At 74.2% G+C, this 25611-nt stretch carries 21 protein-coding genes and 5 tRNA genes; 9 read left to right on the top strand and 17 right to left on the bottom strand.

Annotated features, from left to right (window positions below):
- The first annotated feature begins 108 nt into the window (after nt 1–108).
- From ACSLTV_RS10300 to ACSLTV_RS10280, 5 genes are all read left to right on the top strand, one after another.
- Nucleotides 109–181: transfer RNA gene (locus tag ACSLTV_RS10300), tRNA-Gly, on the top strand.
- 38 nt (nt 182–219) lie between these two features.
- A tRNA-Cys gene (locus ACSLTV_RS10295) sits at nt 220–293 on the top strand.
- A gap of 1 nt (nt 294) precedes the next feature.
- Nucleotides 295–366: transfer RNA gene (locus ACSLTV_RS10290), tRNA-Val, on the top strand.
- 40 nt (nt 367–406) lie between these two features.
- Nucleotides 407–478, top strand: a tRNA-Val gene (locus ACSLTV_RS10285).
- A 27-nt stretch (nt 479–505) separates the two neighbouring features.
- Nucleotides 506–577 (top strand) — tRNA-Val (locus ACSLTV_RS10280).
- Nucleotides 578–632: 55 nt separating this feature from the next.
- On the opposite strand, the gene ACSLTV_RS10275 is transcribed toward ACSLTV_RS10280, so the two are convergent.
- The 3 genes from ACSLTV_RS10275 to ACSLTV_RS10265 form a co-directional block, all read right to left on the bottom strand.
- Nucleotides 633–926, bottom strand: coding sequence for a zf-TFIIB domain-containing protein (locus ACSLTV_RS10275; RefSeq protein WP_432134453.1), 294 nt, complete (start codon nt 924–926; stop codon nt 633–635).
- A gap of 81 nt (nt 927–1007) precedes the next feature.
- Complete coding sequence (locus ACSLTV_RS10270; RefSeq protein WP_435612001.1) at nt 1008–1973, bottom strand: phosphotransferase family protein; 966 nt, start codon at nt 1971–1973, stop codon at nt 1008–1010.
- 681 nt (nt 1974–2654) lie between these two features.
- Nucleotides 2655–2864, bottom strand: a complete 210-nt coding sequence (locus ACSLTV_RS10265; RefSeq protein ID WP_432134455.1) for a hypothetical protein — start codon at nt 2862–2864, stop codon at nt 2655–2657.
- Nucleotides 2865–3534: 670 nt separating this feature from the next.
- Here ACSLTV_RS10265 and ACSLTV_RS10260 point away from each other — a divergent pair.
- A complete protein-coding gene (locus ACSLTV_RS10260; protein WP_435612008.1) occupies nt 3535–4953 on the top strand; it encodes a serine/threonine-protein kinase in 1419 nt (472 codons plus the stop codon).
- Between the two features lie 122 nt (nt 4954–5075).
- Here ACSLTV_RS10260 and ACSLTV_RS10255 read toward each other — a convergent pair whose 3' ends face one another.
- From ACSLTV_RS10255 to ACSLTV_RS10220, 8 genes are all read right to left on the bottom strand, one after another.
- Nucleotides 5076–5912 (bottom strand): TrmH family RNA methyltransferase, encoded by an 837-nt coding sequence (locus ACSLTV_RS10255; protein WP_432134456.1) that lies wholly within the window; start codon nt 5910–5912, stop codon nt 5076–5078.
- An 86-nt stretch (nt 5913–5998) separates the two neighbouring features.
- Entirely contained in the window at nt 5999–7231 is a 1233-nt protein-coding gene (gene cobA / locus ACSLTV_RS10250) for a uroporphyrinogen-III C-methyltransferase (protein WP_432155723.1), read from the bottom strand.
- Nucleotides 7232–7373: 142 nt separating this feature from the next.
- Entirely contained in the window at nt 7374–12560 is a 5187-nt protein-coding gene (gene cobT / locus ACSLTV_RS10245) for a nicotinate-nucleotide--dimethylbenzimidazole phosphoribosyltransferase (protein WP_435612000.1), read from the bottom strand.
- A gap of 345 nt (nt 12561–12905) precedes the next feature.
- Nucleotides 12906–14117: a precorrin-6y C5,15-methyltransferase (decarboxylating) subunit CbiE gene (gene cbiE / locus ACSLTV_RS10240; RefSeq protein ID WP_435611999.1), complete on the bottom strand. Its 1212-nt coding sequence runs from the start codon at nt 14115–14117 to the stop codon at nt 12906–12908.
- Nucleotides 14118–14221: 104 nt separating this feature from the next.
- Complete coding sequence (locus tag ACSLTV_RS10235; RefSeq protein ID WP_432134460.1) at nt 14222–14860, bottom strand: GNAT family N-acetyltransferase; 639 nt, start codon at nt 14858–14860, stop codon at nt 14222–14224.
- Between the two features lie 131 nt (nt 14861–14991).
- Complete coding sequence (locus ACSLTV_RS10230) at nt 14992–15816, bottom strand: MetQ/NlpA family ABC transporter substrate-binding protein (protein ID WP_432134461.1); 825 nt, start codon at nt 15814–15816, stop codon at nt 14992–14994.
- 80 nt (nt 15817–15896) lie between these two features.
- The gene (locus ACSLTV_RS10225) at nt 15897–16643 is read right to left on the bottom strand and encodes a methionine ABC transporter permease (RefSeq protein WP_432134462.1); all 747 of its coding nucleotides are present in this window, start codon (nt 16641–16643) and stop codon (nt 15897–15899) included.
- Nucleotides 16640–17686: a methionine ABC transporter ATP-binding protein gene (locus ACSLTV_RS10220; protein ID WP_435611998.1), complete on the bottom strand. Its 1047-nt coding sequence runs from the start codon at nt 17684–17686 to the stop codon at nt 16640–16642. The genes ACSLTV_RS10225 and ACSLTV_RS10220 overlap by 4 nt, the downstream gene beginning before the upstream one ends.
- A 537-nt stretch (nt 17687–18223) precedes the next feature.
- Between ACSLTV_RS10220 and ACSLTV_RS10215 the strand changes: the two genes are divergently transcribed.
- Nucleotides 18224–18583: a hypothetical protein gene (locus ACSLTV_RS10215; protein ID WP_432134464.1), complete on the top strand. Its 360-nt coding sequence runs from the start codon at nt 18224–18226 to the stop codon at nt 18581–18583.
- A gap of 1 nt (nt 18584) precedes the next feature.
- Nucleotides 18585–19010 (top strand): hypothetical protein, encoded by a 426-nt coding sequence (locus tag ACSLTV_RS10210; protein ID WP_432134465.1) that lies wholly within the window; start codon nt 18585–18587, stop codon nt 19008–19010.
- A gap of 74 nt (nt 19011–19084) precedes the next feature.
- Here the strand turns inward: ACSLTV_RS10210 and ACSLTV_RS10205 are convergent, their stop codons facing one another.
- The 3 genes from ACSLTV_RS10205 to ACSLTV_RS10195 all read right to left on the bottom strand — a co-directional run bounded on the left by ACSLTV_RS10205 (nt 19085) and on the right by ACSLTV_RS10195 (nt 21397).
- The gene (locus ACSLTV_RS10205) at nt 19085–19582 is read right to left on the bottom strand and encodes a GNAT family N-acetyltransferase (RefSeq protein ID WP_432134466.1); all 498 of its coding nucleotides are present in this window, start codon (nt 19580–19582) and stop codon (nt 19085–19087) included.
- 45 nt (nt 19583–19627) lie between these two features.
- Nucleotides 19628–20161, bottom strand: a complete 534-nt coding sequence (locus tag ACSLTV_RS10200) for an RNA polymerase sigma factor (RefSeq protein WP_432155717.1) — start codon at nt 20159–20161, stop codon at nt 19628–19630.
- Nucleotides 20162–20230: 69 nt separating this feature from the next.
- Entirely contained in the window at nt 20231–21397 is a 1167-nt protein-coding gene (locus ACSLTV_RS10195; protein ID WP_432134468.1) for a glycerophosphodiester phosphodiesterase, read from the bottom strand.
- Nucleotides 21398–21686: 289 nt separating this feature from the next.
- On the opposite strand from ACSLTV_RS10195, the gene ACSLTV_RS10190 reads away from it, so the two are divergent.
- Nucleotides 21687–22358, top strand: a complete 672-nt coding sequence (locus ACSLTV_RS10190) for a lysophospholipid acyltransferase family protein (RefSeq protein ID WP_432134629.1) — start codon at nt 21687–21689, stop codon at nt 22356–22358.
- A 43-nt stretch (nt 22359–22401) separates the two neighbouring features.
- Here ACSLTV_RS10190 and ACSLTV_RS10185 read toward each other — a convergent pair whose 3' ends face one another.
- The 3 genes from ACSLTV_RS10185 to ACSLTV_RS10175 all read right to left on the bottom strand — a co-directional run bounded on the left by ACSLTV_RS10185 (nt 22402) and on the right by ACSLTV_RS10175 (nt 25554).
- Nucleotides 22402–23925, bottom strand: coding sequence for an MFS transporter (locus ACSLTV_RS10185; RefSeq protein ID WP_432134469.1), 1524 nt, complete (start codon nt 23923–23925; stop codon nt 22402–22404).
- Nucleotides 23922–24473, bottom strand: coding sequence for a TetR/AcrR family transcriptional regulator (locus ACSLTV_RS10180; protein WP_432134470.1), 552 nt, complete (start codon nt 24471–24473; stop codon nt 23922–23924). Before ACSLTV_RS10180 ends, ACSLTV_RS10185 begins: the two co-directional genes overlap by 4 nt.
- A 109-nt stretch (nt 24474–24582) precedes the next feature.
- Nucleotides 24583–25554, bottom strand: coding sequence for an aldo/keto reductase (locus ACSLTV_RS10175; RefSeq protein WP_432134471.1), 972 nt, complete (start codon nt 25552–25554; stop codon nt 24583–24585).
- Nucleotides 25555–25611 lie beyond the last annotated feature (57 nt).

Genomic DNA, 25611 nt, shown 5'->3' with positions numbered 1-25611 from the left:
GGGACGGGGTGCGGCGCAGCACGCTGCACAAACGCGTTTTTGTGCTGGCCCGGGAATCCGCTAGAGTTCAACACGTCGCCGGGACGCGGAAGCGGACCGAAACGACAGGCGGACGTAGCTCAGTTGGTAGAGCGCAACCTTGCCAAGGTTGAGGTCGCGAGTTCGAGCCTCGTCGTCCGCTCGAAGGAAGTAGGGGTCTTCCCGATCCCTTACACTCCTGGTGGAGTGGCCGAGAGGCGAGGCAACGGCCTGCAAAGCCGTCTACACGGGTTCAAATCCCGTCTCCACCTCCAAGGACGATTAGCTCAGCGGGAGAGCGCTTCCCTGACACGGAAGAGGTCACTGGTTCAATCCCAGTATCGTCCACTGGGTCCTCGGATCCTGGATCTTCTCGAAGATCCCACCCGCGCGATTAGCTCAGCGGGAGAGCGCTTCCCTGACACGGAAGAGGTCACTGGTTCAATCCCAGTATCGCGCACGCTCTGTGACCCGTCGGTCACAGTGAGGACGATTAGCTCAGCGGGAGAGCGCTTCCCTGACACGGAAGAGGTCACTGGTTCAATCCCAGTATCGTCCACACTCCACGAAGCCCCCGGTCCGGTGACCGGGGGCTTCTTCGCGCTCCGGGGAGGTCAGCTGGAGAACAGCATGTGGCCGAAGCTCTTGTGACGCTTGTGACCGTAGTGACCGCCGTGGTGGCCGCCGTGCTGGGGAGCACCCCAGGCCGGTGCGGGCGGGGCCGCCGGGTACGCCTGCGGGGCGGCGGGCGGGGGCGGGGCCTGCTGGGCCCACTGGGACTCCAGACGGGTCAGCGTCTCCAGCTCGCCGTAGTCGAGGAAGATCCCCCGGCAGTTGCTGCACTGCTCGATCTGGACGCCGTTGCGGTTGTAGGTGTGCATCGGCGCATGGCACTTCGGACACTGCATGGTTCGGCTCAACTCCTCGCCGGTCGGTCCTGCTTCGCGTATCGCCAGGACAGACTCCGTCCGGCGGCGGCTGGTTGCAGCCTACGGGGTCGCGGGGACCGTGAGTGGCGGCGGGAGGCTTCCCATCCGGGCACAGGCGTCCACCAGGGACCGCTCGACCTCGTCGAGGGGTCGTCCGGCGGCCGCCGCCTTCGTCACGGCGCGAGCGGCGCTCTGGACGGTGAGGGCGCGGGCCGGGACGTCGAGGGCGGGCCACGGGTCGCCGTGCCCGCCGGGGGCGTCCGGGGGCACGGCGGGGCCGTCGGCGGCGCGGTAGGCGGTGAGGAAGCGGAGCCAGTCCTCGGGAGGGAGGAGACCGCAGGCGTACCAGGCGGCCGGGCGGGCGAGGTCCCAGGCGGGGACGCCGGTGCCGAGGTCGTCCACGTCGATCAGGCGCCAGGGGCCGTCGGGGGCGGGGTGGCGGACCAGCTGACCGAGGTGCAGGTCGCCGTGGCACAGGGCGGGGGCGCCCGGCGCGGGGGCCTCGGCACGGGCCCAGGCGGGGAGGGTGGTCCAGGCGGTGAGCACCGGTCCGGTGGCCGGATGGCGGAGCGCGGCGGCACGCAGCACCGCGACGGCGCGGGCGGCCTTCTCGGGGCCGCGCATCGGGGGGACGGTGCCCCAGGAGGCGACGGGGGTGCGGTGCAGGCGCGCGAGGAGGGTTCCGGCCGCTTCCCACGGGGCGGCCTCCGGGTCGTCCGGGTCCACCGGTGTGCCGTACGGCCAGGAGGTGACCAAGCGGCCGTGGAGCGGGGCCGGGGTGGGCCCGAGGGGCGGCAGGAGCAGTCCGGGTAGCCGCGCGGCGACGGCGAGACGGGCGGTGAGGTCAGCCGGGTCCGTGCCCGGGGCGTGCGCCTTGGCGACCGTGTCCCCGTGCCGGACGACGGTGGCGTCCGGGCGGTCGGTGAGGGTCGCGGAGCCGCACGCGCAGCTGCCGGCCGGGCGGGACGGGTGAGCGACGGTACGGGCGCGGGCGGTCAGGTCCGGGAGCAAGGGGGCGTTCGGCATGAGGCTCCCTGGGAGGGGCGGGGTTCTCGGAGAGGGTACGCGGCTGGGGGCGCCGGCCCGACGCCCGTGCGGGACGGCCGCGGCCGGGCCCCGGGCGTGGGAAGGACGGGGCGCGAGGCGGGCGGGGCAAGGTCCGGCACTGCTCGGGCCGCGGACGGGGGTGATGCGCGGCCCGGTCCGTCCGTTCGCCTGGGACGGGGCCGGTCTGGTCCGCTGCCGCGGGATGCCGCGGGGCGGGAGAGGCCGGGCGACCCGCTCCGGCTGCTCCCGTCGACCGAGGCGGGCATGCAGTCCGCTGCCGCGAGAGTGCCGCGAGGCGAGGAAGGCCGGGCGACCCGCTCCGGCTGCTGCCGTCGACCGAAGCGGGCATGCAGTCCGCCGCCGCGAGAGTGCCGCGCGGCAAGGAAGGCCGGGCGACCCGCTCCGGCTGCTGCCGTCGACCGGGGCGGGCATGCAGTCCGGTGCGGCGGAGGGTCGGTGTGCCGGAGGGTGGTGCAGTAGGCCGGGGCCGGGGTGGCGGGATGCCGGCCCGGGCACCGGCCGGCGTCAGGGCAGAGAGCAATGCCGGCGCAGCTCCCCAGCTGCGCCGGCATCTGTGCCGTCCGCCGCACCCCCGTCCCCACGGGGTTTCATGGGTGGATGTCCCCGCCCGGACCGCTCTTCCGGGCCTGGGGTCGCCGCTCAGCGCCCCAGCATCACGCCCACGGACGACGCCTGTGTGGCCACCGTCTCCCAGCCGTCGAAGACGACGAGGAGCAGGGCCGCCAGGGGAAGGGCCATCAGCGTCGCCACCAGCGGGTGGCGGCGGCCCTGGCGGCGGGGGCGGAACGCGGCGTCGTACGCCTCGACCGCCTCCTCGCGGACCGGCGTCCGCGGTGCCGTCCGGGCCATGGTCCCTCTCCTGACCGTCTCGGTTGTCGCTCTCGGTGTGGTGGGCAGCGGCGGGTGTCTGACCTCGGGGGACGAGTGCTGCACCCGCCGCTTGACCTCAAATCTAGGCTCGCGGGGGCCGGCGGGCGTCATGCCGTCGTACCGATTGCCGGGCCTCCCGGAGGATGAGCCGTGACCTGCGGTGTACTCCCCTGGTTGGAGACGCGGCCCCCGGTCTCGGGGTCTTCCCGGAGGGGGTGCCCGTCCTGCCCGGTTCCTCCGCCGTCGGCCGGGCGCGGGCAGGGTGCGTGCGGCGATGGCGGCGCGTGCGCCGCCGCGACGGCGCGGGGACCGTCGACGGGTGACATCGCTCACTTCCGGCGGGCTTGTGGCCCCCGCCGCCGCCGGTCGCCGGCCTGCCCCGCCGCGCGCCGCCCCGGGTGTCCGTGCCGCTTCCGCGGGGTTCACGGCCCGCTCCGGGCAGAGCCGCCGCTGATCTTCAACCTGCCTCGCGGGACCGGCGGTTGAGATCGTGCCCGGACCAAGGGCCGCCTGCGGTCAGGTGCCCTGACCGCTCCTCAGGTCCGGCGCCGGGGACGGACAATCGATCGGGGCGAGAGGGCGCGGCCTCTGCGCGCGAGCCGCCGTGGAAACGTAAGCTGTGCCACGTCACACGGACCGGGCAGCGGGGATGAACATGGCGATGATGCGCCTGAGGCGCGAGGACCCGCGCGTCGTCGGCTCGTTCAGGCTTCACCGACGGCTCGGCGCGGGCGGGATGGGAGTCGTCTATCTGGGCTCCGACAAGAAGGGCCAGCGCGTCGCACTGAAGGTGATCCGGCCCGATCTGGCGGAGGACCAGGAGTTCCGGTCGCGGTTCGCGCGCGAGGTGTCGGCCGCGCGCAGGATCCGGGGCGGCTGCACCGCCCGGCTGGTGGCCGCGGACCTGGACGCCGAACGGCCGTGGTTCGCCACCCAGTACGTTCCCGGGCCCTCGCTGCACGACAAGGTCGTCGACGAGGGCCCGCTGGGCGCGGCCGACGTCGCCGCGATCGGGGCCGCGCTGTCCGAGGGGCTGGTCGCCGTCCACGAGGCCGGTGTCGTGCACCGGGACCTGAAGCCGTCGAACATCCTGCTGTCCCCGAAGGGGCCCCGGATCATCGACTTCGGTATCGCGTGGGCGACGGGCGCCTCCACGCTCACGCACGTCGGGACCGCTGTCGGCTCCCCGGGCTTCCTCGCTCCCGAGCAGGTGCGCGGGGCGGCGGTCACCCCGGCCACCGACGTGTTCGCGCTGGGCGCCACACTCGCCTACGCCTCCATGGCCGACTCCCCCTTCGGGCACGGCAGTTCCGAGGTGATGCTGTACCGGGTGGTGCACGAGGAGCCGCAGCTGCACGGGGTGCCGGACGCACTCGGCCCCCTGGTGCGCGCCTGCCTGGCCAAGGATCCCGAGGAGCGGCCCAGCACGCTGGACCTGTCGCTGCGGCTGAAGGAGATCGCCGCCCGCGAGGCGCAGGGGCTCGGGGACTCCCGGCCGCCGGTGCCGCGCGCCGGTGAGGCCGAGCGGCCCACGGGACGGCTGACCGACACCGGCTACCCGCGGCACGGGCAGCGCAGACCGGCGGGCGGGCCGGGCACGCCGTTGCCGAGGGGCGGGGTTTCCTCCTCCCGCGGTTCGGGGGCGCCGGACCGGAACGGGGTGCCTTCGCGGGGCGGCGGCGGGCGTGGCTCGGTCCCGTCGTCCCGGGGCACCGGCCCCAGGCCCAGCCCGGCGGCCCGCAACACGCCCGCCGGTCGGGCCACGCCCACCGGCCGCAACACCCGGCCCGGTACGGGCGGTCGGCCCGCGCCCCGCGGTGGTGCCGACCGCAGGACTCCCCGGCCGACCGGGACCGGGCGGCGCCCCGCCAATCCCCGGCTGCTGCGTCAGCGGCTGTTCGTCTTCGTGGTCGTGACCTTGCTCGTCGCGCTCGGCATCGCCGTCGTCCAGGGCTGCCAAGGACCCGCGCGTGGGCTCGGCGGCCACTCCGGCGTCGTACGGCAGGAACGGCCGTCCGCGCCGGACGGCGGGGTGGTGGCCCTGACGGCCGGACAGGGCCACCGGTAGGCGCGGCCGGCCGCCACGTCGCAGGGTACTGGGCCTGCCGGGGCGGCCCGGTCGGTCCCGGCCGGAGAGCTGCGGTCGGCCCCAGGGGGTGGTGGTGGGCCCGGCCCGTGCCGTCGGGTCCGTCAGGTCGGCAGGCTCCGGCCGGGGGCCGGGCGGCCCGTGGCGACGGCGTAGAAGGCGACCGCCGCGGCGGCACCCACGTTCAGGGAGTCGACGCCGTGGGACATCGGGATGCGGACCCATTCGTCGGCGGCGACCAGGGCCTGGGTGGACAGGCCGTCACCCTCGGCGCCGAGCATCAGGGCGACCCGGTCCATCGTGTGCGGAGCCGCCTCGTCGAGGGACCGCGCCTTCTCGTCGGGGGTGAGGGCGAGCAGGGTGAACCCGGCCTCGCGGACCGACTCCAGCCCCTTGGGCCAGGTGTCGAGACGGGCGTAGGGGACGGAGAAGACCGCGCCCATCGAGACCTTCACGCTGCGCCGGTACAGCGGGTCGGCGCAGTCCGGGGAGAGCAGCACCGCATCCATGCCGAGGGCGGCGGCGGAGCGGAAGATCGCGCCGATGTTGGTGTGGTCGTTGACCGACTCCATGACGACGACCCGGCGGGCGGAGCCGAGGAGTTCGGCGGCCGTGGGCAGGGGTTTGCGCTGCATGGAGGCGAGGGCACCGCGGTGGACGTGGTACCCGGTGACGCGTTCGGCGAGGTCCGGGCTGACCGCGTAGACGGGGGCGGGGAGTTCGTCGATGACGTCGCGCATGACGTCGACCCACTTGGCTGACAGCAGCATCGAACGCATCTCGTACCCGGCGTCCTTGGCGCGTCTGATGACCTTCTCGCCCTCCGCGATGAACAGGCCTTCCGCCGGCTCGCGTCTGCGGCGCAGCTCGACGTCGGTCAGACCGGTGTAGTCGCGCAGGCGCGGGTCGTCGGGGTCGTCAACGGTGATGAGATCGGCCACAGGGTGATACTGCCTTGTCCTGGGTGCGGTGCCAACGGCCCGGCACGCGTTCTGTTACCAGCGGTTACGTCGAGGTCGTGCGGCGGTCATGCGGCCCGGTCCGGCCCCACGCCGACGACCGCGCCGATGACGATCACCGCCGGGGGTTTCACGTCCTGGGCGACGACCGTCTCGGCGACCGTGGCCAGGGTCGCGTCCACGCGGCGCTGGGCGGCCGTGGTGCCCTCCTGGACCAGCGCGACCGGGGTGTCCGGGGACTTCCCGTGGGCGACCAGCGTCGCGGCGATCTTCCCTATCTTGTCGACGCCCATGAGGACCACCAGGGTGCCGGTGAGGCGGGCCAGGGCGGCCCAGTCGACCAGAGAGCGCTCGTCGTCGGGGGCCACATGGCCGCTGACCACGGTGAACTCGTGGGCCACCCCGCGGTGGGTGACCGGGATGCCGGCCGCGCCGGGCACGGAGATCGAGCTGGAGATGCCGGGCACCACCGTGCAGGGGATGCCGGCCTCGGCGAGGGCCTGCAACTCCTCCATGCCCCGGCCGAAGACGTACGGGTCGCCGCCCTTGAGGCGGACCACCGACTTGCCCTGCTGGGCGTGCTCGATCAGCGCGTTGTTGATGGCCTCCTGGGCCATGTAGCGGCCGTACGGGATCTTCGCCGCGTCGATCACCTCGACGTGCGGCGGCAGTTCGGCCAGCAGGTCGCGCGGGCCGAGACGGTCGGCGATGACGACGTCCGCCTCGGCGAGCAGGCGGCGTCCGCGCACCGTGATCAGGTCCGGGTCGCCGGGACCGCCGCCGACCAGGGCGACGCCCGGGGTGCGGGTGCGGTGGTGGGGGGCGACCAGGGTTCCGTCGCGCAGGCCCTCGACGACCGCGTCACGGACCGCCGCGGTGTGGCGGGGGTCGCGGCCGCGGGCGTGCGTGGTGAGCACGGCGACCGTGACGCCCTCGCTGTGTCCGGTGGCCGGGGTCCAGGCGGTGGCCGCGTCGGCGTCGTCGGAGCGGACGCACCACACGCGGTGCCGTTCCGCCTCGGCGGAGGCCGTGGTGTTGGCCTCCGGGTCGCTGGTGGCGATCAGCGCGTACCAGGCGCCGGCGAGGTCGCCCTCGGCGTACCGGCGCCGCTCCCAGGTGATCTCCCCGGCGTCCGCCATCGCCTCCACGGACGGGGTGGCCTCGGGCGAGACGAGCACCACGTCGGCGCCCGCCGCGATCAGGGCCGGCAGCCGGCGCTGGGCGACCTGGCCGCCGCCGAGCACGACGACCCTGCGTCCGGTGAGGCGGAGGCCTACGGGGTAGGCGGGGTGTTCGGCCATGGGGCGCGACTCCTCGTGCAGCTGAGGGACGGGGGCGCGCTGCACCTTCGGAGCGGCCCTGACGTGCGGATTTTAGCTGTGGACAGGGCGGACGGCACGGGTGGTCCGGAAGCTGGGCACCGGACCACCCGGGCGCGGGTGCCTACTTCTCGGTGACGCCCGCCGAGTCGAACGTCGCCACCTCGTGCATCGCCCTGGCGGTGCTCTGCACCAGCGGCAGGGCGAGCAGCGCGCCCGTGCCCTCGCCGAGGCGCAGGTCGAGGTCGACGAGCGGGCGCAGGCCCAGCTTGTTGAGGGCGGCCACATGGCCGGGCTCGGCGCTGCGGTGGCCGGCGATGCACGCGGCGAGGACCTCGGGGGCGATGGCCCGGGCCACCAGGGCGGCGGCGCCGGCGCTGACCCCGTCCAGGATCACCGGGGTGCGCAGGGAGGCGCCGCCCAGCAGCAGGCCGACCATCGCGGCGTGTTCGAGACCGCCGATCGCCGATAGGACACCGATCGGGTCGGCCGGGTCCGGCTGGTGGAGCTCCAGCGCCCGGCGCACCACCTCGGTCTTGCGGGCGAGCGTCTCGTCGTTGATGCCGGTGCCGCGGCCGGTGACCTCGGAGGGGTCGGCGCCGGTGTAGACGGAGATCAGGGCGGCCGAGGCGGTGGTGTTGGCGATGCCCATCTCGCCGGTGAGCAGCGCCTTGTTGCCGGCCGCGACGAGGTCGCGGGCCGTCTCGATGCCCACTTCGATGGCCTGCCGGCACTCCTCGCGGGTCATCGCGGGGCCGGTGGTCATGTCGGACGTCCCGGCGCGCACCTTGCGCGGCAGCAGGCCGGGGGTGGCGGGCAGGTCGGCGGCGACACCGACGTCCACGATGCAGACCTCGGCCCCCACCTGGTGGGCGAAGGCGTTGCAGACCGCTCCTCCGCCGAGGAAGTTGGCCACCATCTGGGCGGTGACCTCCTGCGGCCAGGGGGTGACGCCCTGGGCGTGCACACCGTGGTCGCCGGCGAAGATCGCGACGGCGGCGGGCTCCGGGATCGGCGGCGGGCACTGCCTCGACAGGCCGGACAGCTGGGCGGAGATGATCTCCAGCATGCCGAGCGCGCCGGCCGGCTTGGTCATGCGCTTCTGCCGCTCCCAGGCCTCGCCGAGCGCCTTGGCGTCCAGCGGGCGGATCTGGGCCACGGTCTCGGCGAGCAGGTCGTGCGGTTCCTCGCCGGGCAGGGCGCGGCGGCCGTACGTCTCCTCGTGGACGACCCAGGACAGCGGGCGGCGCTTGGACCAGCCCGCCTGCAGCAGCTCGGGCTCGTCCGGGAACTCGTCGACGTACCCGACGCACAGGTAGGCGATGACCTCCAGGTGCTCGGGCAGGCCGAGGCAGCGGACCATCTCCCGCTCGTCGAAGAAGCTGACCCAGCCGACGCCGAGCCCCTCGGCGCGGGCCGCGAGCCACAGGTTCTCCACCGCGAGGGCGGCGGAGTACGGGGCCATCTGCGGCTGGGTGTGGCGGCCGAGAGTGTGGCGGCCGCCCCGGGTGGGATCGGCGGTGACGACGATGTTCACCGGGGTGTCGAGGATGGCCTCGATCTTCAGTTCCTTGAACTGCTTGGCCCGGCCCTTGGGCAGCGACTTGGCGTACGCCTCGCGCTGGCGCATCGCCAGTTCGTGCATGGTGCGGCGGGTGTCGGCGGACCGGATGACGACGAAGTCCCACGGCTGGGAGTGGCCGACGGACGGTGCCGTGTGGGCCGCTTCGAGAACCCTGAGCAGCACCTCGTGGGGGATCGGGTCGCTGCGGAAGCCGTTGCGGATGTCCCGCCGCTCGCGCATGACCTTCAGTACGGCGGCGCGCTCGGCCTCGTCGTAGGCGGGTGCGGCGGGGCCGGTGGACTCCCGGACTTCTTCCACGGCGGCCCTGCTCTCTTCCTCCTGGTCCGCGGCCCTGGTCTCCAGGTCGTCCGGACTCTGTGCGATCTCGGGGTCGGGCTCCGCTTCCGGGGTCGCCGGGGCGGAGGCCGCTTCGCCGCCGCGGGGGGCGGGGACCGGGGCGGTGGCCGCGTGCGGCGCCTGCGGGACGTCCGTGAGACCGGCCACCGGCCCGGGCGTCGCCGGGGCGAGGTGCGGGGTGGTGGGCACCGTGCCCTCGACGGGGACGAACCGGCCGAGCGACTGGTCCGGGTGGCCGTCCGCCGGTCCCCCGGACACCGCAACGCCCTGGGGCGCGCCGTCGGCGGGCAGGTACACGGGGCCCGTCGGAGGCTGGGCGGGCGGCTCGCCGGCGTCGGCGGGAGCGGTGGGCGCCGCCGGGTGGGGTACGGGGACCGCCTGATGTGCTGGGGCCGCGTGCCGCCCCTGGGGGTGCTGCGGCTCGGCGGCCGTCCGCGGCGGGGCGGCGGGTGCCGGGGCGGACACGGTGTCCGGGGTGGGGGGCGCCGGGTCCGTGGTCCGGTCGGCAGCCGGCTCCGCCACGTCCACCGCTGCCGGGTGCGGCTGCGGAGGGGCGGCGTCCGGCAGGGGGTCGGTGGCTACGACGGTGTCGTCGGCCGGCGCGGACGCGACCACGCCGGGTTCCGCGGCGTCGGCCGCGGGCGGGTCGGCGGCGTCGCCGGGCCGGGGGGCGCCGGGCGCGGTTCCCTGGTCGGCGGGGGCACCCTCGGGGTGCCGGGCGTTCTGCGTGTCCCCGGGGGACTGCATGGCCTGGGGGCTCTGGCCGGCGTTCGCGGTCGATGCGGTCGACGCGGTGGGCGGCGCCGTTGCGTCCGTGGGGCCGGTGGCGGTGGGCGCGGTGGCCTCGGCGGTCGGAACGGCAGCGGTCGGAACGGCAGCGGTGGCTTCCGGCGCGCCGGTCACCTCGGCCTGACCGGTGTCAGCGGCCCCGCTCGCGGTGTCGGCGCCGGCGGTGGCGTCGGGAGCGCCCGGGGCTTCGGCCCGGACAGCATCGGCGGCAGCCGCGGCCCCGGCTGCGCCGACGGCGGCTTCCGGTGCGCCGGCCGGCTCGGCCTGGGCGGCGTCGGCCATCGCTCCTCCCTCAGCGGCGGGAACGGCAGCGGGGGCGGACACGGGTACGTCGGTCCCGCCTGCCGGGACACCCTCCCCGGCCACCGGGGCTTCGGGGTGGGCGGGAGCGGCAGGCGCGTCAGCGGGCTCGGCTGCGGTGGCGGGCCGAGCGCCGGCATCGTCGGGGGCGCCGGAAACGGCTGGTGCGACTCCCGGCGTGCCGGCCACCTCGCCCTCGGCGGTTCCGGCGGCGGGGGCTTCGGGCTCGGCAGCCGCCGCGGGGGGTGGCTCGACGGCCGCGTCGGACGGCACGGAGGCAGGCGGGGTGGCCGCCGCCGGGTCGGTGGCGTGGGCGTCGGCGGTCACCGGCGCGGCGGGCGCCGCCTCGGATGTCGCGGTCTCGGGGACCGGCGCGGCCTCGGATGCCGCAGCCGCGGGGACCGGCGCCGCCTCGGGTGTCGCTGCGCCAGGGGCCTGCGCGGCCCCGGTCAGCTGGGCCCCGGCCGCTTCGGCAGCGGTGTCCCCGGGTGCGGAAGCCGCGTCAGCCTCGGGCGCCGGCGACCCGTCGGGGCCCGCGTCACGCGGAGCCTGTGCGTCCTCGGCGGGCACTGCCTGCACGGCAGCGGCCTCCTCGCCGCCCTGGGTGGCCGGTTCACCGCCGGGCGTGGCCGCCCCGGCGACCGCCTGCGGGGGCTCGACAGCGTCCGCCGCAGCGGCCTGCGCCATCGGCGCGTCACCGGCCGGCGCGCCCTCCGTCGCCGCCTCCTGGGCGTCACCGGCCGGCGCGAGTGCCGAGCCGGCCTGTCCGTCCGGCGTGCCAGGCTGTCCGTCCGGCGAGCCGTCAGCCGTCATCGACTCGGTGACCTGAGCGCTCTGCGCGCCCTGAGCGTCCTGAACCGTCGGGGCGGCCTGCGAGTCCTGTCCCGCCCCCGGCGCATCCGCCTGCGGAGCCTCGGTCGAAAGGCCGTCGGCGCCCTGCGCGTTCTCGGCCGCGACCACCCCGGCGGCCCGGTCCGAGTCCCCGGTCTCAGCCTGGGGAGCTTGGTCGGCGAGCGCCTGGTCGGCGGCGGCCGACCGCTCGGCGGGGGCCGGGTCCGCGGCAGGAGGCCGCTCGGCGACAGCGGCCGGTGCGCCCTCGGCGGGAACCGCGGCGTCCGTCGCGACCGCCCCGGGCTGGGCAGTGCCCGCACCGCCCCGTTCCTGACCCTGCTCGCCCGGCGAGGCCGCGTCGGCCTGGCCGGGAACGTCTGTCGGTTCCGGTGCGGTACCCGCCGCCCCGGCCGGTCCGCTCGGCTGCGCGGTCTCGGCGACCGGCCGGCCGGGAGCGCCGGCGGCGGGGACGCCCGGCTCCGGCGCCTGCTCCCCGGCCTGCGCGGGCCCCTCTGCCGGAACGGCGGCGGTACCGGACTCCGGCACCCCGTCCGCGACCTGTCCGGCCGGCTCACCCGGCACGGCGACGGTGGCCGTCGGCACGTCCCCGGCCTGAGCCGGCTCCTCGCCCGGCACGGCGGCGGCCCCGGACGGCGGCGCGCCTTCCGCGCTCCGCCCGCCTCCCTGAGCCGGCGCCTCCTCGGCGCCGGTCCCGGGCTCCTCGCCCACGGTCTCGGCGGCCTCCGCGGTTCCCTCGGCCGGAGGAGCGGTGGCGGTCGTCGGGGGAACCTCACCCCGGGGAGCGGTCGCGGCGACGGCCTCGGTGGCGACACGGGCCACCAGGGCCTGGGCGGCGCCGGCCGGCTCGGGGCGCGGTGCGCCCGGGTCAACCGTTTCGGCAGCCGTCCCCACGGGAGCGGCCTGTCCCGGAGCGACCGCCCCGGGAACCGCCGTGGCCTGGGGGCCCCAGGGCGCGCCGCCGGGGACGTCGAGGTACTCGGTACCGGCCGCCGGACTGCCCGGCTGGCGTACCGGCACGTCGGCGGGGCCGCGGTCGGCGAGGGAGCGCACGGGGCTCGCGGAGGCGTTGGGGATCGGCGGGCCGAGGTGCCGCGGGCGGCGCGGCGTGGTCGGCGGGATCGGCACGGTCGGGGCCGTGGGCGGGGTGGCGGAGGCCGGTCCGGGCAGCCGGACGGCGCTGAGGTCGACGGAGCCGCTGTCGCGCCCGGACATCTCGTGCGGGCCGGGCTCGTGGACGGGCCGGTGCACGGCCTCGACGACCGGCTCGGGGGCCGGCGGTGGCACCTCGTTGCCCCAGGCGCCGCCGGAGCCGGGCAACAGCAGGTCCTCGTCCTCGGAGGTGGTCTCGGAGAGGTAGGCGTACGCACCGGGCGCCTGGACACCCGGCTGCTCCACCGCGCCTGCGTTCTCCGGCAGCCCCTCGCCCGGAACCTGGCCGGTGTCGGTCATGCGTACCCCTCGCCCATCGGTTAGTGCTTCTACGACCAGCTCGCCCGGAACGGCGCACCGACCGCCCCGTAGTGAAGAACGAGCGTCCGTGCCCAGCGGCACGAACGACCCGCCGTAAAAGACGACAAAGCCATTCAGTGGCATTGTCGCGGCCGTTCCGCCGTCGCGACAGCATGATCCGCGACGCTCCGCTGTGGACTGCGCCACGTTGCGCGTCCTCCGGTTCTGCCGTACCACACACCCCCCAAAACAGATGTGTTTTCCGGACATTGACCGACGAGGTGCCGGGTGCCCGAAAGCGGTACGACGATCGGCCAGCCTACCGCGCGCGATACGACAACAGGATCACGGGGCGCGATCCGGCAGAACCCCGCTGAGCAGGAACGCGACGCTCCGCTCCGTCTCCGTCCAGGCCCGCGTGTCGAGTTCGACGGACTGCAGCAGGGCGCACTCCACGCGGTAGCCGCGCTCGTCCAGATCGCGGCCGACGCGTTCGGCGGCGTCGCGGGACATGGCGTGGGTGACGATGCGCTGCGGGCGGCGGTCGGCGACCGCGGAGACGACGGCCGCTCCGCCACCGCCGACCCGGACGACATCCGGTTCGGGCAGGTTCTCCAGCACGTGCGGGGCGGTGCCGTGGACGACCTGGAGCTGCACGCCGAGGTGGCGGGCGGCGGCGTCGGTGCGGGAGCAGGCTGCCGGGTCACGGTCGACGGCGAGCACGGCGGCGCCGGCCCGCGCGGCCTCGGCGGCGAACGCGCCGCTGCCGCAGCCGATGTCCCAGACGAGGTCGCCGACGCGTGGGCCGAGGCGGGCGAGTTGGGCGGCGCGCAGCCGCTCGGTCTCGCCCTCGCCGAGGCCACCGCCGTAGGTGTGGTCGGGCAGGGTCCAGCCGCGCGGTCCGGCGGCCGGGTCGCGGCCGGCGATCCACTCGCCGCCGTCGCGGGAGGTGACGGGGCCGCCGATGACGATGACGACGTTGGGGTCGCGCCAGGTGTGGTCGGCGGCCTTGTCGGAGGTGACGACGCTGACCTGTTCGCGGGTGGTGCCGAGTTCCTCGCAGACGACGAAGGTGCGGTGGACGCCTTCGAGCAGCAGTCCGAGTTCGGCGGGGCCGGCGCCCGGGGAGGTGAGGACGGCCACCTTGGGGTGGGCGCGGCACACGTTCACCGCGCGGCGCAGCGTGCGGCGGTGGGCGACGACCACCTGGGCGTCGTCCCAGGGCATCCCGGCGCGGGCGAACGCGGCGGCCACCGAGGACACGGCGGGGACGACCTCGACCTCCAGGCCGAACTCGGGGGCGCGCAGAGTCCGTACGACGCCGAAGAAGCCGGGGTCGCCGTCGGCGAGGACGACGGCGGTGCCGCGGTGGGCGGCGACGCGCCGGGCGGCGAGGGCGACACTGCCGAGCCGGATGCGTTCGGCGGCGGCGGGCACCTCGGGCAGTGCCAGGTGGTGGGCGGCACCGGCCACCAGGGTGGCGGCGCCGAGGGCGGAGCGTGCCGCGGCGGTCAGCGGTGAGCCGTCCCAGCCGATCACCGTGACGCGGTCGGCCATCGTCGTCAGTCTCCAGGGATGTCGCGCGGGTCGTCGGGGCGGGCTTGGTGAGGGTACCCCGGCCGGGCGGGCGGGGCGCGGCGGCCCGGGACCTGACCCGAAGGTCAGTTCCAGTCGGTGTAGGAGGCGTACCCGCCGCTCTCGGCGAGCTGCTCGGCCGTGCCCTCCAGGTCCTCCGGGAGCAGGCTCCACACGATGTAGTCGGTGCGCACCTCGCTCCAGGTGCCGTTCTCGGCTCTGACCCGGGCTATGCAGGCGTTGCGCAGCACGCCCTCGCTGATGCAGCCGATCTTCTGGGCGACCTGCTGGGAGGCGGTGTTGTCGGCCGCGGTGCGCAGCTCGATCCGTTCGAGCTTCTGGTCGGTGAACAGCCACTGAGCGGTGGCGAGGGCGGCTTCGCAGGCGTAGCCCTCGCCGCGGGCCCAGGGGGCGACGATGTACGACAGCTCGGTGGAGCGGACGTGCCAGTCGGTGCGGCCCAGTTGGATGAGCCCGACCAGACGCTGGGTCAGGAACTCGGTGACGGCGAGGTGCAGGCCGCGGCCGGCGGTGCGTTCGGTGGGCGCCCGGTCGGTGATCCAGTCGCGGGCCGTTTCCTCGGTGAACGGCTGGGGCGCGCCGGTCCAGGCACCGACCTGTTCGTCGTTCATCATCGCGGCCAGCGCGGGCACGTCGTCCTCGTCGAGGGGACGCAGCACCAACCGCTCCGTGCTGATGGAGATGGTGGGGAAGGTGCTCGTCATGCGCCGCTCCGTAACCTTCGGAAAGCCTTCAGGGCCTGCTGAACTGCCCAGCATGCAGCATGAAAGCACTGAACCGCACCACGGGGTCCGCCCGTTGTGAACGAGCGGACCCCAGGTGGGGTGACACCGGGTCAGAAGGCCGCGACGACCGCACCGTCGTACTTGTCCTGGATGAACTTCTTCACCTCGGGGGAGGTGAGGAGTTCGGCCAGCTTCCGGACGGCCTCGTCGTTCTCGTGGCCCTTCTTGACGGCGAGGAAGTTGCCGTAGGGGTTGCCCTCGGGGGACTCGGCGGCGAGGGCGTTCCTCGCGGGGCTGAGGTCGGCCTCCAGGGCGTAGTTGCCGTTGATCACCGCGGCGTCGACGTCGCCGAGCGAGCGCGGCAGCAGGGCCGCCTCCAGTTCCTCGAACTTCAGGCCCTTGGGGTTGGCGGTGACGTCCTTGGGGGTGGCGGCGTAGCCGACGCCGGACTTCAGCCGGATCAGGCCGCGCGCCTCCAGCAGTTTCAGCGCCCGGGCCTCGTTGGTGGTGTCGTTCGGCAGGGCGACCGTGGCGCCCTGTTCGAGGTCCGTGAGCTTCTTGAGCGTCTTGGAGTAGACGCCGAGCGGCTCCAGGTGCACGGTGGCGCCGGGCACGGCCACGATGTCGGTGCCGTTCTTCTGGTTGAAGTCGTCCAGGTAGGGCTGGTGCTGGAAGTAGTTGGCGTCCACCTCGCCCTGCTGCACGGCGGTGTTGGGGGTGACGTAGTCGGTGAACTCCTTCACCTCCAGCTCGAGGCCCGCCTTCTTCGCCAGGTTGTCCTTGACGTAGGTGAGGATCTCGCCCTGGGGGGTGGGGGTGGCGGCGACGGTCAGCGTGTCGTCGGCGGCGGCGTCGGAGCCGGAGCCGCAGGCGGTGAGCCCGAAGGTGAGGGCTCCGGCGAGGACGGCGGTGGTGATCTTGGCGGTGTTACGCACGAAAAGTGCCTTTCCTTGGGTGGTGCGGCCCCGTCGTGGGTGGACGGGGAGTTCTGGGGGGCGGCCTTGCCGGGGTGGGCTCAGACGGCCTTGCCGGGTGCGGGCTCGGCCGGCTCGCCCGGCGTGGCGGCCTTGAGCGGGAGGTGGCCCGGTGCGGGCCGGAAACCGCCGCCGCGCCGGTGCAGGGAGCGGGCCGCGTAGTCGCCGGCGAACTGGATGGCGGAGATGGCGACGGCGAGGATCGCGACGGTGATCCACATCAGGCCGGTCTCGAAGCGCTGGTAGCCGTAGCGGATGGCGATGTCGCCGAGGCCGCCGGCGCCGACCGTGCCGGCCATCGCCGAGTAGCCGATGAGCGCGACGACCGTGGTCGTGGTGGCGGAGACGAGGGAGGGCAGGGCCTCGGGAACGAGGACCTTGCGCACCACCGTCCAGGTGTTGCCGCCCATCGACTGCACCGCCTCGACCAGCCCGCCGTCCACTTCGCGGACGGCCGTCTCGACCAGCCGGGCGAAGAACGGGACGGCCCCCACGGCCAGCGGGACGATCGCGGCGTCCCGGCCGATGGTGGTACCGGTGACCCAGCGGGTGAAGGACATCAGTGCGACCATCAGGATGATGAACGGCAGGGAGCGGGCGACGTTCACGATCTGCCCGGTCACCTTGTTGGCGACGGCGTTCTGCAGCAGTCCGCCCTTGTCGGTGAGGACCAGCAGGATGCCGAGCGGGAGGCCGCCGACGACGGCGACGAGCGTGGCCCAGCCGACCATGTAGAGGGTGTCCCCGCACGCCTCGCCGAGCAGGGGCTGCATCTCGGACCAGGTCACAGTCGGGCGCCTTCCGTCAGCGGGGCCGCCTCACGGCCGGGGATGTCGATCTGCAGGCCCTGCTCGCGCAGGAAGCCGATGGGGACGACGTTGTCCTCGTAGCGGCCGGGCAGCGCGAGGCGCATCCGGCCTATCTGGAGGCCGCCGACGGTGTCGACGGCGGCTCCGAGGATCGATATGTCGATGTTGTAGGTGCGCGAGAGCCGGGAGACGACCGGCTGGGTCGCCGCCTCGCCGTGGAAGGTGACGTCCACGACGGTGCGGTCGGCGCCGGTGGCCTCGCCGCCGACGGGGAAGAGCGCCGAGGCGAGCCGTGAGCCGGGGGTGGCGAGCAGTTCGCCGACCGTCCCGGACTCGACGACGCGGCCCTTCTCCATCAGCGCGGCCGAGTCGCAGACCGATTTCACGACGTCCATCTCGTGGGTGATGAGCAGGACGGTGAGACCGAGCTGCCGATTCAGGTCGCGCAGCAGCTGGAGGATCTGGCGGGTGGTGTCCGGGTCGAGGGCGCTGGTGGCCTCGTCGGACAGGAGCACCTCGGGGTCGCCGGCGAGGGCCCGGGCGATACCGACGCGCTGCTTCTGGCCGCCGGACAACTGGGCCGGGTAGGCCCGGGCCTTGTCGGCGAGGCCGACCAGGTCGAGGAGCTCCAGCGCCTTGGCGGAACGTTCCCTCCTCGACTTGCCGAGGATTTCCAGGGGGAGTTCGACGTTGTCCTGCACGGTTCGCGAGGACAGCAGGTTGAAGTGCTGGAAGACCATGCCGATCCGGCTGCGCGCCCGCCGCAGTTCCCTGCCGGCCCGCGGGCCGCGCCCGGCCAGGGCGGTGAGGTCCTGGCCGGCGACGGTGACCGTGCCGGAGGTGGGGCGTTCGAGCAGGTTCACGCAGCGGATCAGCGAGGACTTGCCGGCGCCGGACTGGCCGATGACGCCGTACACCTCGCCCTTCCGGACGTGCAGGTCGACGCCGTCGAGGGCGACGACCTCGGGGCCGCGGCCGCGGTGAGCCCGGTAGATCTTGGTCAGGCCCGATGTGGTGATCACTGGGTTTCCGTCACTGTCGAGTGCGCGGGCGTGGGTGTGCCCGGGCGCACGGGTGCATACGGTCGGGACGCGACACGTTTCCCCGGCGTGCCGAACCGGGGGGAGAGTGTGCGGGGCGGACGGGCCGTACGGCTCAGGGCGTACGGGAGCGCCGCGGCGCTCGCTTCGGGGCGCGAGCTGGGATGGTGCGGGGGCCCTCTAGAAGGCGCGCATTCGGCACGGGGGACACAGACAACGAGCACCGGGCGGCATGGTCGCCCCGGTCGCGCAGATGCGGTGGCTCGTCGTGGTCATGCGAGCAGTAAAGCAGACGTACGGTCCTGACCCGGCACGCGTTGTCCGCATACTGGACGGTCATGGACAGGGGCAGGGTGGGACGCAGAGCGCGATTGCGACGTCCGCGCCCAGTGCCGACAAGGCCGACAAGCGGTCGGCCGGCGGGGCGGGACCGTCTCGCGGACGACGCCGGACTGTGGCCGACGCCACGGCGACCGGCCCGGGCGCGGGGTGTCCGCCGCGCCGTAATAGGGTCGCTGCATGTTCGATGCCCTGACGCTGGTGACCGGTGTCGCCGCGCTGATCCTCGCCGCGTGGTGCGGCTGGGCGGCCTACCGCGACCAGCCGACGAAGGACTGGCACTTCGCCGGGATGGCCGTGGTCTCGGTGCTGGCGCTGGTGCAGCTGGTGGCCGGGATCGTGCTGCTGGCGCGGGGCGAGAAGCCGGGGCAGGGCACGACGATCTTCGTGGCGTACCTGCTGGGCGCCGTGGCGTGCGTGCCGGCGGCCGGCTTCATGTCGCTGGCCGAGCGGACGCGGTGGGGGTCGGTGACGGTCGCCGCGTCCGGAGTGGTGCTGGCCGTGCTGGAGGTCCGCCTCTATGACATCTGGGGAGGCTGAGGTGACGGCGACGCGGGAGCGGCCGGCGCGGCGACGGCTGATCAGCGGGCCGGGGATGCTGCTGGTGTGGCTCTACGGGGTGATGGTCGTCGGAGCCGTGTCGCGCTCGGTGTACCAGATCGCCACCGAGTTCGACCGGGCGCCGCTCGCGTACTCGCTGTCGGCGGTGGCGGGTGTGGTGTACGGGTTCATCACCTACACCTTGGTGCGCGGCGGGGAGACGGCACGCCGGGTGGCCTCGCTGTGCTGTGCGGCCGAGCTGGCCGGGGTGCTGATCGTCGGTACGTGGACCGTCGTGGATCCGTCGGCGTTCCCCGACGCGACCGTGTGGTCGAAGTACGGCATGGGGTACGTGTTCATCCCGGTGCTGCTGCCGGTCTCCGCCCTGTACTGGCTGCGCAGGGCGCGGGAGCGGCAGGGGGCCTGAAGCGACCTGCGGGGGCGCCGGTGCCGCGCGTCGTGGTCGCCCGCACGGCGTCCCGCGCCCCCGGTGAGAGCTCGTCAGGCCGTCGCCGCGAAAGCCCCCGCCTGCTTCTCCAGGACGATCATCCGTACGCCGTCGGCGCCCTCGGCCGTGCCGACGGTCTCGTACCCCACGCGGCGGTAGAGACGGAGGTTGCCCTCGCTGCGGTGGCCGGTGTGGAGGCGGAACTTCTTGGCGCCGCGCTCCTCGACGAGGGCCGACTCGGCGGCGCGCAGCAGGCGGGCGCCGATGCCGTGGCCCTGGAGGCGGGGGTGGACGCAGAGCTTGCCGATGGCGGCGGCACCGTCCTCGGTGACCTTGCCGCGGACCGAGCCGACCACCTCGTCGCCCAGCCGGGCCACGAAGACGCAGTCGGTGGCGAGTTCCTCGCGGACCGAGTCCAGGGTCTGGACGAGCGGGTCGATGCGGTAGTTGCCGTACAGCGCGGCCTCGCTCTGGAAGCACAGGTACTGCAGCCTGAAGATCTGCTCGGCGTCCCGGTCGGTCGCTGCCGAGATGGTCACGCTCATGCCCATGTGTGCATGCCTCCCGCTCACCTGATCACCTGTTGTACCTCACTCCTATCCCCGCGCTCCGCCCGCCGCAACCTCCGGTGTGAGCAGACGACGCAGACATCCCAGACATCTGGAACGTTCCGGCCCCAGAGAGCCCTGTGAGATACCCAACTCCCCCGCGATCTCCCGGTAGGTGAGGTCTCTCGGCGAGAGCAGTGCCTCGATCAGCCGGGGGCAGCGGCCGGGCAGCCGGCGCACCGCCTCGCGCAGGGCACGGCGGCCGGCGGCCGAGAGAACCAGGTGCTCGGGGTCGCGCCCGCGGTCGTCGGCCGGGTCGATGGCGCTCGGGTGTTCGCGGCGGGCCGTACGGCGGGTGCGGCGGGACTCGGCGCGCACGGTCCGGCGCAGCCAGCGGGGGAGGTCCAGCGGCGGCCCGTCGACGGCGAGCCGTTCCAGGAAGCGGAGCCAGACCGCCTGTTCCAGATCGCCGGGCTCGGTCCCCGTCGCGTGGGCCTCGGCGCCGGCCTCGGCGGCGAGCAGGGGGGTGAGGTCGGCCAGCAGGGCGTGGGCAGGTGCGGTGGGGGGTGGGGTGGGAGTCACACCGGGCACGACGCCGGCGCCCGGGCCGCGGGTTGCCCGGGCGGGCCGGCGTCACCCCAATGGGGGGCGTCAGGCGCGCCGGTGCTCCTCGCGGGCCAGCAGGCCGGTGTCGGGCTGGTCGGTGAAGACGCCGTCGATGCCGGTGGCGAAGTAGGTGCGGTAGGCGCCGAAGACATCGCCGTAGGCGTCCGGGGCGGTGCCCTCGCGGAAGTCCGCGGGCAGGAACGGGTTCTCGTTGCGCATCGTCCAGGGGTGCAGGACCAGGCCGACCGCGTGGGCGTCCCGCACCAGGGTGGTCGGCTCGGTGAGGCGGCCGTCCGCGTCCTTGGGGATGACCAGGTCGAGCGTGGGGCCGATGCCCTGGGCGTAGGAGGCGATCTCGCGCAGGCCCCTGCGGGTGACCAGGTCGGCGACGGTGCGCGGGTCGCCCGCCTCGACGAAGTCCCAGGGGCGGGAGGCGGGGCCGGACAGCAGCACCACGAGCGGGTTGTCGACCAGCCTGTTCAGGCGCTGGATGCTGCTGGGTTCGAAGGACTGCACGATGACCGGGGAGTCACGCCGGTCCTTGCGGTGCCTGCGCAGCAGCTTGGCGACCCGCTCCTCCAGGCCGAGGCCGAGCCGGCGGAAGTAGGTGGGGTGCTTGGTCTCGGGGTAGATCCAGACCTGCCTGCCGCGCTTGCGGGTCTGCTCGTCCTGCCACCTGAGGACCTCCTCGAAGGTGGGGATCTCCCAGCGGCCGTCGTAGAGGGTGTTGTGGGGGCGGTTGGCCGGGATGCGCTCGACCGCGCGCAGCGTCTTGAGCTCGGCGAGCGTGAAGTCCTCGGTGAACCAGCCGGTGACGGAGGTCCCGTCGAGTGTCTTCGTCGTCCTGCGGTCGGCGAACTCGGGATGGTCGGCCACGTCCGTGGTGCCGCCGATCTCCGGTTCGTGACGGCAGACGAGGTGCCCGTCCCTGGTGGGCACCAGGTCGCCCGCCTCGACGATGTCGGCGCCCAGGTCGAGAGCCAGTTCATAGGAGCCGAAGGTGTGTTCGGGACGGTACCCGCTGGCGCCGCGATGGCCGATGATCGTCGGTACCGGAAGGTTCTTCATCCCTCCGCCGTGCCGGGCCCCGGCCGCCCGCGCCGTCCCGGGCAGTCCGAGGACCGCTCCCCCGGTGCCGAGGACGGCCGCGCCCAGCAGGGCCCGCCGTCCGGTCCTGGCCGCTGCCTGCTCGTTCGACTCCTGTGCTGCCATGGGGCCTCCTGCCGTCGGCTCGGGTCGGTGCGCGCCGATCGTAGGGGCGTGGACATGACGCAAGGGAAGCGCCGGGTGGAACGGACGGGTGACGGTGCGTGTCGTTCCAGCCATGTGACGGACCGTGTGACGTGGCGTTTCCTCGACGGTGGTGAAGGCAAGACCGCGTCAATAGTTCGTAAGGCCTCGGTGAACCCCCGGGTACCCGATGTGCGTCACCCCGGGCACCGCGAGTATCGTCCTCACCTGCACAGAGTCATACCGCAATCCCTTGACGTCGGAGGACCCGTTGTCCCGCTTCGCGCTCATCAAGGCAGTGCTCGGACCGGTCATGCGCCTGATGTTCCGCCCACGGGTCGAGGGCGTGGAGAACATTCCCGGCGACGGGCCGGTCATCCTGGCCGGCAACCACCTGACGTTCATCGACTCGATGATCCTGCCCCTGGTCTGCGACCGTCAGGTGTTCTTCATCGGCAAGGACGAGTACGTCACCGGCAAGGGCCTCAAGGGCCGTCTGATGGCCTGGTTCTTCACCGGGGTCGGCATGATCCCCGTCGACCGCGACGGCGGCAAGGGCGGCGTCGCCGCGCTGATGACCGGGCGGCGGATCCTGGACGAGGGCAAGGTGTTCGGCATCTACCCCGAGGGGACGCGCTCGCCCGACGGGCGGCTGTACCGGGGGCGCACCGGGATCGCGCGGCTGACGCTGATGACCGGTGCGCCGGTGGTCCCCTTCGCGATGATCGGGACGGACCGCATCCAGCCGGGCGGGGCCGGGATCCCGCGGCCGTGCCGGGTGACCGTTCGCTTCGGTGAGGCGCTGGAGTTCTCCCGGTACGAGGGGATGGACCGGGACCGCTACGTGCTGCGGGCGGTGACCGACTCGGTGATGACCGAGGTCATGCGGCTGTCCGGGCAGGAGTACGTGGACATGTACGCGACCAAGGCGAAGGCGGCCTAAGGAGCCGTTGCCGGGGCGGCACCAGTGGCGCCGCCCCGCTTCGCTACGGCCGGCTCTCCAGCCGGGCGTCTCGCAGCATGAACCACGCCGCCACCGACGCCGCCAGCAGGACCGTCGCGCCCGCGGCGGCCGCTGTCGTCAAGCCGTCGACGAAGGAGTCGCGGGCCGACGACAGCAGCGCCCGGGCCGTGTCCGGCGGCAGGGCCCGCGCCGTCTCCACCGCGTTGCCGAGGGACTCGTGGGCCTCCGCCGGGGTGCCTGCGGGAGCCGGGAAGCCGCGGTAGACGCCGGTCACGATGGAGCCGAGGACCGCGATGCCGAGGGCCGCGCCGAGTTCGTACGCCGTCTCGGAGACGGCGGAGGCGGCGCCGGCCTTCTCCTTCGAGACCGTGGACAGGATGACGTCGGCGGTCACCGTGAAGGAGAACCCGGCGCCGACGCCGACCACCAGCAGGGCCGCGCCGAGCAGGGGATAGCCGGTCGAGGCGTCCACGGTGGCCAGCGCGGCCAGCGCCAGGCCGACCGCCGCGAGGCCGCCGGAGACCACCGAGCGCACCGAGAACCGGCGAGCCGCGCGGCCGGCCACCAGGCCCGCCGCCACGGCGCCGACGGCCGCCGGGAGCTCGGCCAGGCCCGCCTCGAACGGAGGCCTGCCCTGTACGAGTTGCAGGTACTGGGAGAGGAAGAACACCAGCCCGGACAGGCCCAGGATGGTCAGCAGGTCGGCGAGGACCGCGCCGCTGAAGCCGCGGTCGGTGAACAGCCGCATGTCCAGCAGGGGGTCGGGCAGGGTCAGCTGGCGGCGCACGAAGGCGTACAGCGCGCCCGCGCCCAGCAGGCCCGCGGCCAGGGTGGGCCAGGTGACGCCGTGCGCGGCCGCCTCCTTGACGGCGTACACCAGGCCGATCATGCCGACCAGCGACAGCAGGACACTGGCCGGGTCCCAGGGGCCGGGGTGCGGGTCGCGGGACTCGGGCAGCAGCCGGATGCCGACCACGACGAGGACCGCCATCACGGGCAGGTTGACGAGGAAGACCGAGCCCCACCAGAAGTGCTCCAGCAGGAACCCGCCCGCGATCGGGCCGACCGCCGTGCCCGCGGAGGCCGTGGCGCCCCAGATGCCCACGGCCAGACTGCGTTCGCGCGGGTCGTGGAAGAGGTTGCGGATCAGCGCGAGGGTGGCCGGCATCAGGGTCGCGCCGGCGACTCCGAGCAGCGCACGGGCCGCGATCATCGCCTCGGGGGTGGTGGCGTAGGCGTTCAGCACGGACATCGCGCCGAACGCGGTGGCGCCGCCCAGCAGGATCCGCTTGCGGCCGATGCGGTCGCCGAGACTGCCCATGGAGACCAGCAGACCGGCGATGACGAAGGAGTAGACGTCGCCGATCCACAGCAGCTGCGTGCCGGAGGGCTTCAGGTCCTCACTGATGTACGGGGTGGCCAGGCCGAGGACGGTGGCGTCCACGGCCACCAGCAGCACGGCGAGGACGAGGACGCAGAGCGCGAGCCAGCGGCCCGGGCGCCCCTCCGTCTCCGCCGTGACCGCCGGCCGCAGGGTGCTGGTCATGATTCCTCTCTTCGCAGTGCGCCGCCGAGCAGCAGCTCGGTGGTCATGTGGTGGAAGTCCTTGGGGGCGCCCTTGCCGCTCTGCACGACCCAGGCGCCGGAGGCGAGCAGTCCGAACAGCGCCTCGGTGAGCCACGCCGGCGTCAGGTCGATGCGGAACTCGCCGTCCAGCTGGCCGCGCCGGAACAGGGCGGAGATCCGGTCGTCCATCCGGGACCAGCCCGCGTCGACCTCCTCCCCCTCGAACAGCTGGTTCTCGGTGTAGAGGAAGGCGAGCAGCCCGGCGGCGGGCTCCAGTGCGCGGACCAGGCGCCGTACCGCGTCGGCCGCGGGGCCGTCGTCGATGCGGGCCGCGTCCAGGGCGGCCTCGCACTCGGCGATGCCGAGCGACTCCAGCGCCCGGACGAGCGCGTCCCGCCCGGCGAAGTGCCGGTGCAGGGTGGCCCGGCTGATCCCGGCGGCCTTGGCGACCTCGTCCATGGTCGCGGTGGATCTCCGGGTCAGCAGGGCGGCGGCGCTGCGGAGCACCTGGTCACGATCGACAGCCATGAGACAACCATAACCCATGTGAGACAGTCACGTCTCACAATAGGCGTGCGTGGCTCAGGCTGGGTGGGATGGACGTCCGGTCTTCGGGCGGGACCCGGGGCAGGTGCCGTCAGTGCCAGGGCAGGTACCCGCGCCGCTCCCAGTAGGCGCCGGGCTCCTCCACCAGGGCGGCGAGCCGGGACGCCTGGTCCTCGTCGAGGTCGACGGCCGGGGCGTGCAGGTTCGAGGCGAGCTGGAGCGTGGTGGCGGCGCCGGAGAGGACGACCCCGGCCCACGGCCGGCGCAGGATCACCGCGAGGGCGACCGCGTCGCAGCCCAGGCCGGTCTCCCGCGCCACCGCCTTCAGCGCGTCGGGCGCGTTCGGCTCGGCGAGCCGCCCGTTGGCCATGCCCTCCTTGACGATCACCGTGAGCCCGGCGTCGTACGCTTCGGCGAGCGCGGGGCCGGCCGAGGTCTCCAGGGCGTTGTAGGTCGACTGGACGGTACGGAAGAGGGGTTCGCCGTCGACCGTGACGGCGAGCGCGGCGCGGACGGCGGCGGCCTGGTCGGGGCCACTGGTGGAGAAGCCGACGGTGAGGCCCTCGGCGGCGGCCTCGGCGAGCCGGGCGTGGAGTTCCTTGTCCGTGAGCGCGGGGCTGTCGGGGGTCACGGAGTGGATCTGGTAGAGGTCGAGGCGGTCGCCGAGCAGGGCCCGGCTCTCGGCGCGCTGCCGCTCGTACGTCGCGAGGCCGTGGTCCTTCACCTCGTGCACCTCGGCCTCGGTGGACCAGTCGGCGGTGTAGGAGTAGCCCCACTTGCTGCCGATGACGACGTCGTCGACGTCGGGGCGGGCGCGCAGCCAGTCGGCGAGGAACTCCTCGGAACGGCCGTAGGAGCGGGCGACGTCGAAGTAGCGCACGCCCTGCGCGTAGGCGGCGTCGAGGAGTTCGTGGGTGCGCTCGCGCAGCGCGTCGACGGTGCGGTCCTCGGGCAGGTCGCGGTCCCGGCCCAGATTGATGTAGCCCGGGCGGCCGACGGCGGCCAGCCCCAGGCCGATGTGGCAGGTGGGGGTCGTCGCAGAGGCCAGGCGGGCGAAGGGCATCGCGGGCTCCGTTCGGTCGGTTCCTTGACGCTGCCCGACCAACGTAACCCGCGATGC

The organism is Streptomyces sp. bgisy159, from assembly GCF_965341775.1.
Classification (GTDB): Bacteria; Actinomycetota; Actinomycetes; order Streptomycetales; family Streptomycetaceae; genus Streptomyces.
This window is presented reverse-complemented; position numbering and strand designations above follow the sequence as displayed.

Bases quoted from the DNA above. Each gene is read 5' to 3' on its own strand.
- ACSLTV_RS10275 (WP_432134453.1), bottom strand. From the start codon at position 926: ATGCAGTGTCCGAAGTGCCATGCGCCGATGCACACCTACAACCGCAAC.
- ACSLTV_RS10270 (WP_435612001.1), bottom strand. From the start codon at position 1,973: ATGCCGAACGCCCCCTTGCTCCCGGACCTGACCGCCCGCGCCCGTACC.
- ACSLTV_RS10265 (WP_432134455.1), bottom strand. From the start codon at position 2,864: ATGGCCCGGACGGCACCGCGGACGCCGGTCCGCGAGGAGGCGGTCGAG.
- ACSLTV_RS10260 (WP_435612008.1), top strand. From the start codon at position 3,535: ATGAACATGGCGATGATGCGCCTGAGGCGCGAGGACCCGCGCGTCGTC.
- cobA (WP_432155723.1), bottom strand. From the start codon at position 7,231: ATGGCCGAACACCCCGCCTACCCCGTAGGCCTCCGCCTCACCGGACGC.
- cobT (WP_435612000.1), bottom strand. From the start codon at position 12,560: ATGACCGACACCGGCCAGGTTCCGGGCGAGGGGCTGCCGGAGAACGCA.
- cbiE (WP_435611999.1), bottom strand. From the start codon at position 14,117: ATGGCCGACCGCGTCACGGTGATCGGCTGGGACGGCTCACCGCTGACC.
- ACSLTV_RS10235 (WP_432134460.1), bottom strand. From the start codon at position 14,860: ATGACGAGCACCTTCCCCACCATCTCCATCAGCACGGAGCGGTTGGTG.
- ACSLTV_RS10215 (WP_432134464.1), top strand. From the start codon at position 18,224: ATGTTCGATGCCCTGACGCTGGTGACCGGTGTCGCCGCGCTGATCCTC.
- ACSLTV_RS10205 (WP_432134466.1), bottom strand. From the start codon at position 19,582: ATGGGCATGAGCGTGACCATCTCGGCAGCGACCGACCGGGACGCCGAG.
- ACSLTV_RS10195 (WP_432134468.1), bottom strand. From the start codon at position 21,397: ATGGCAGCACAGGAGTCGAACGAGCAGGCAGCGGCCAGGACCGGACGG.
- ACSLTV_RS10185 (WP_432134469.1), bottom strand. From the start codon at position 23,925: ATGACCAGCACCCTGCGGCCGGCGGTCACGGCGGAGACGGAGGGGCGC.
- ACSLTV_RS10180 (WP_432134470.1), bottom strand. From the start codon at position 24,473: ATGGCTGTCGATCGTGACCAGGTGCTCCGCAGCGCCGCCGCCCTGCTG.
- ACSLTV_RS10175 (WP_432134471.1), bottom strand. From the start codon at position 25,554: ATGCCCTTCGCCCGCCTGGCCTCTGCGACGACCCCCACCTGCCACATC.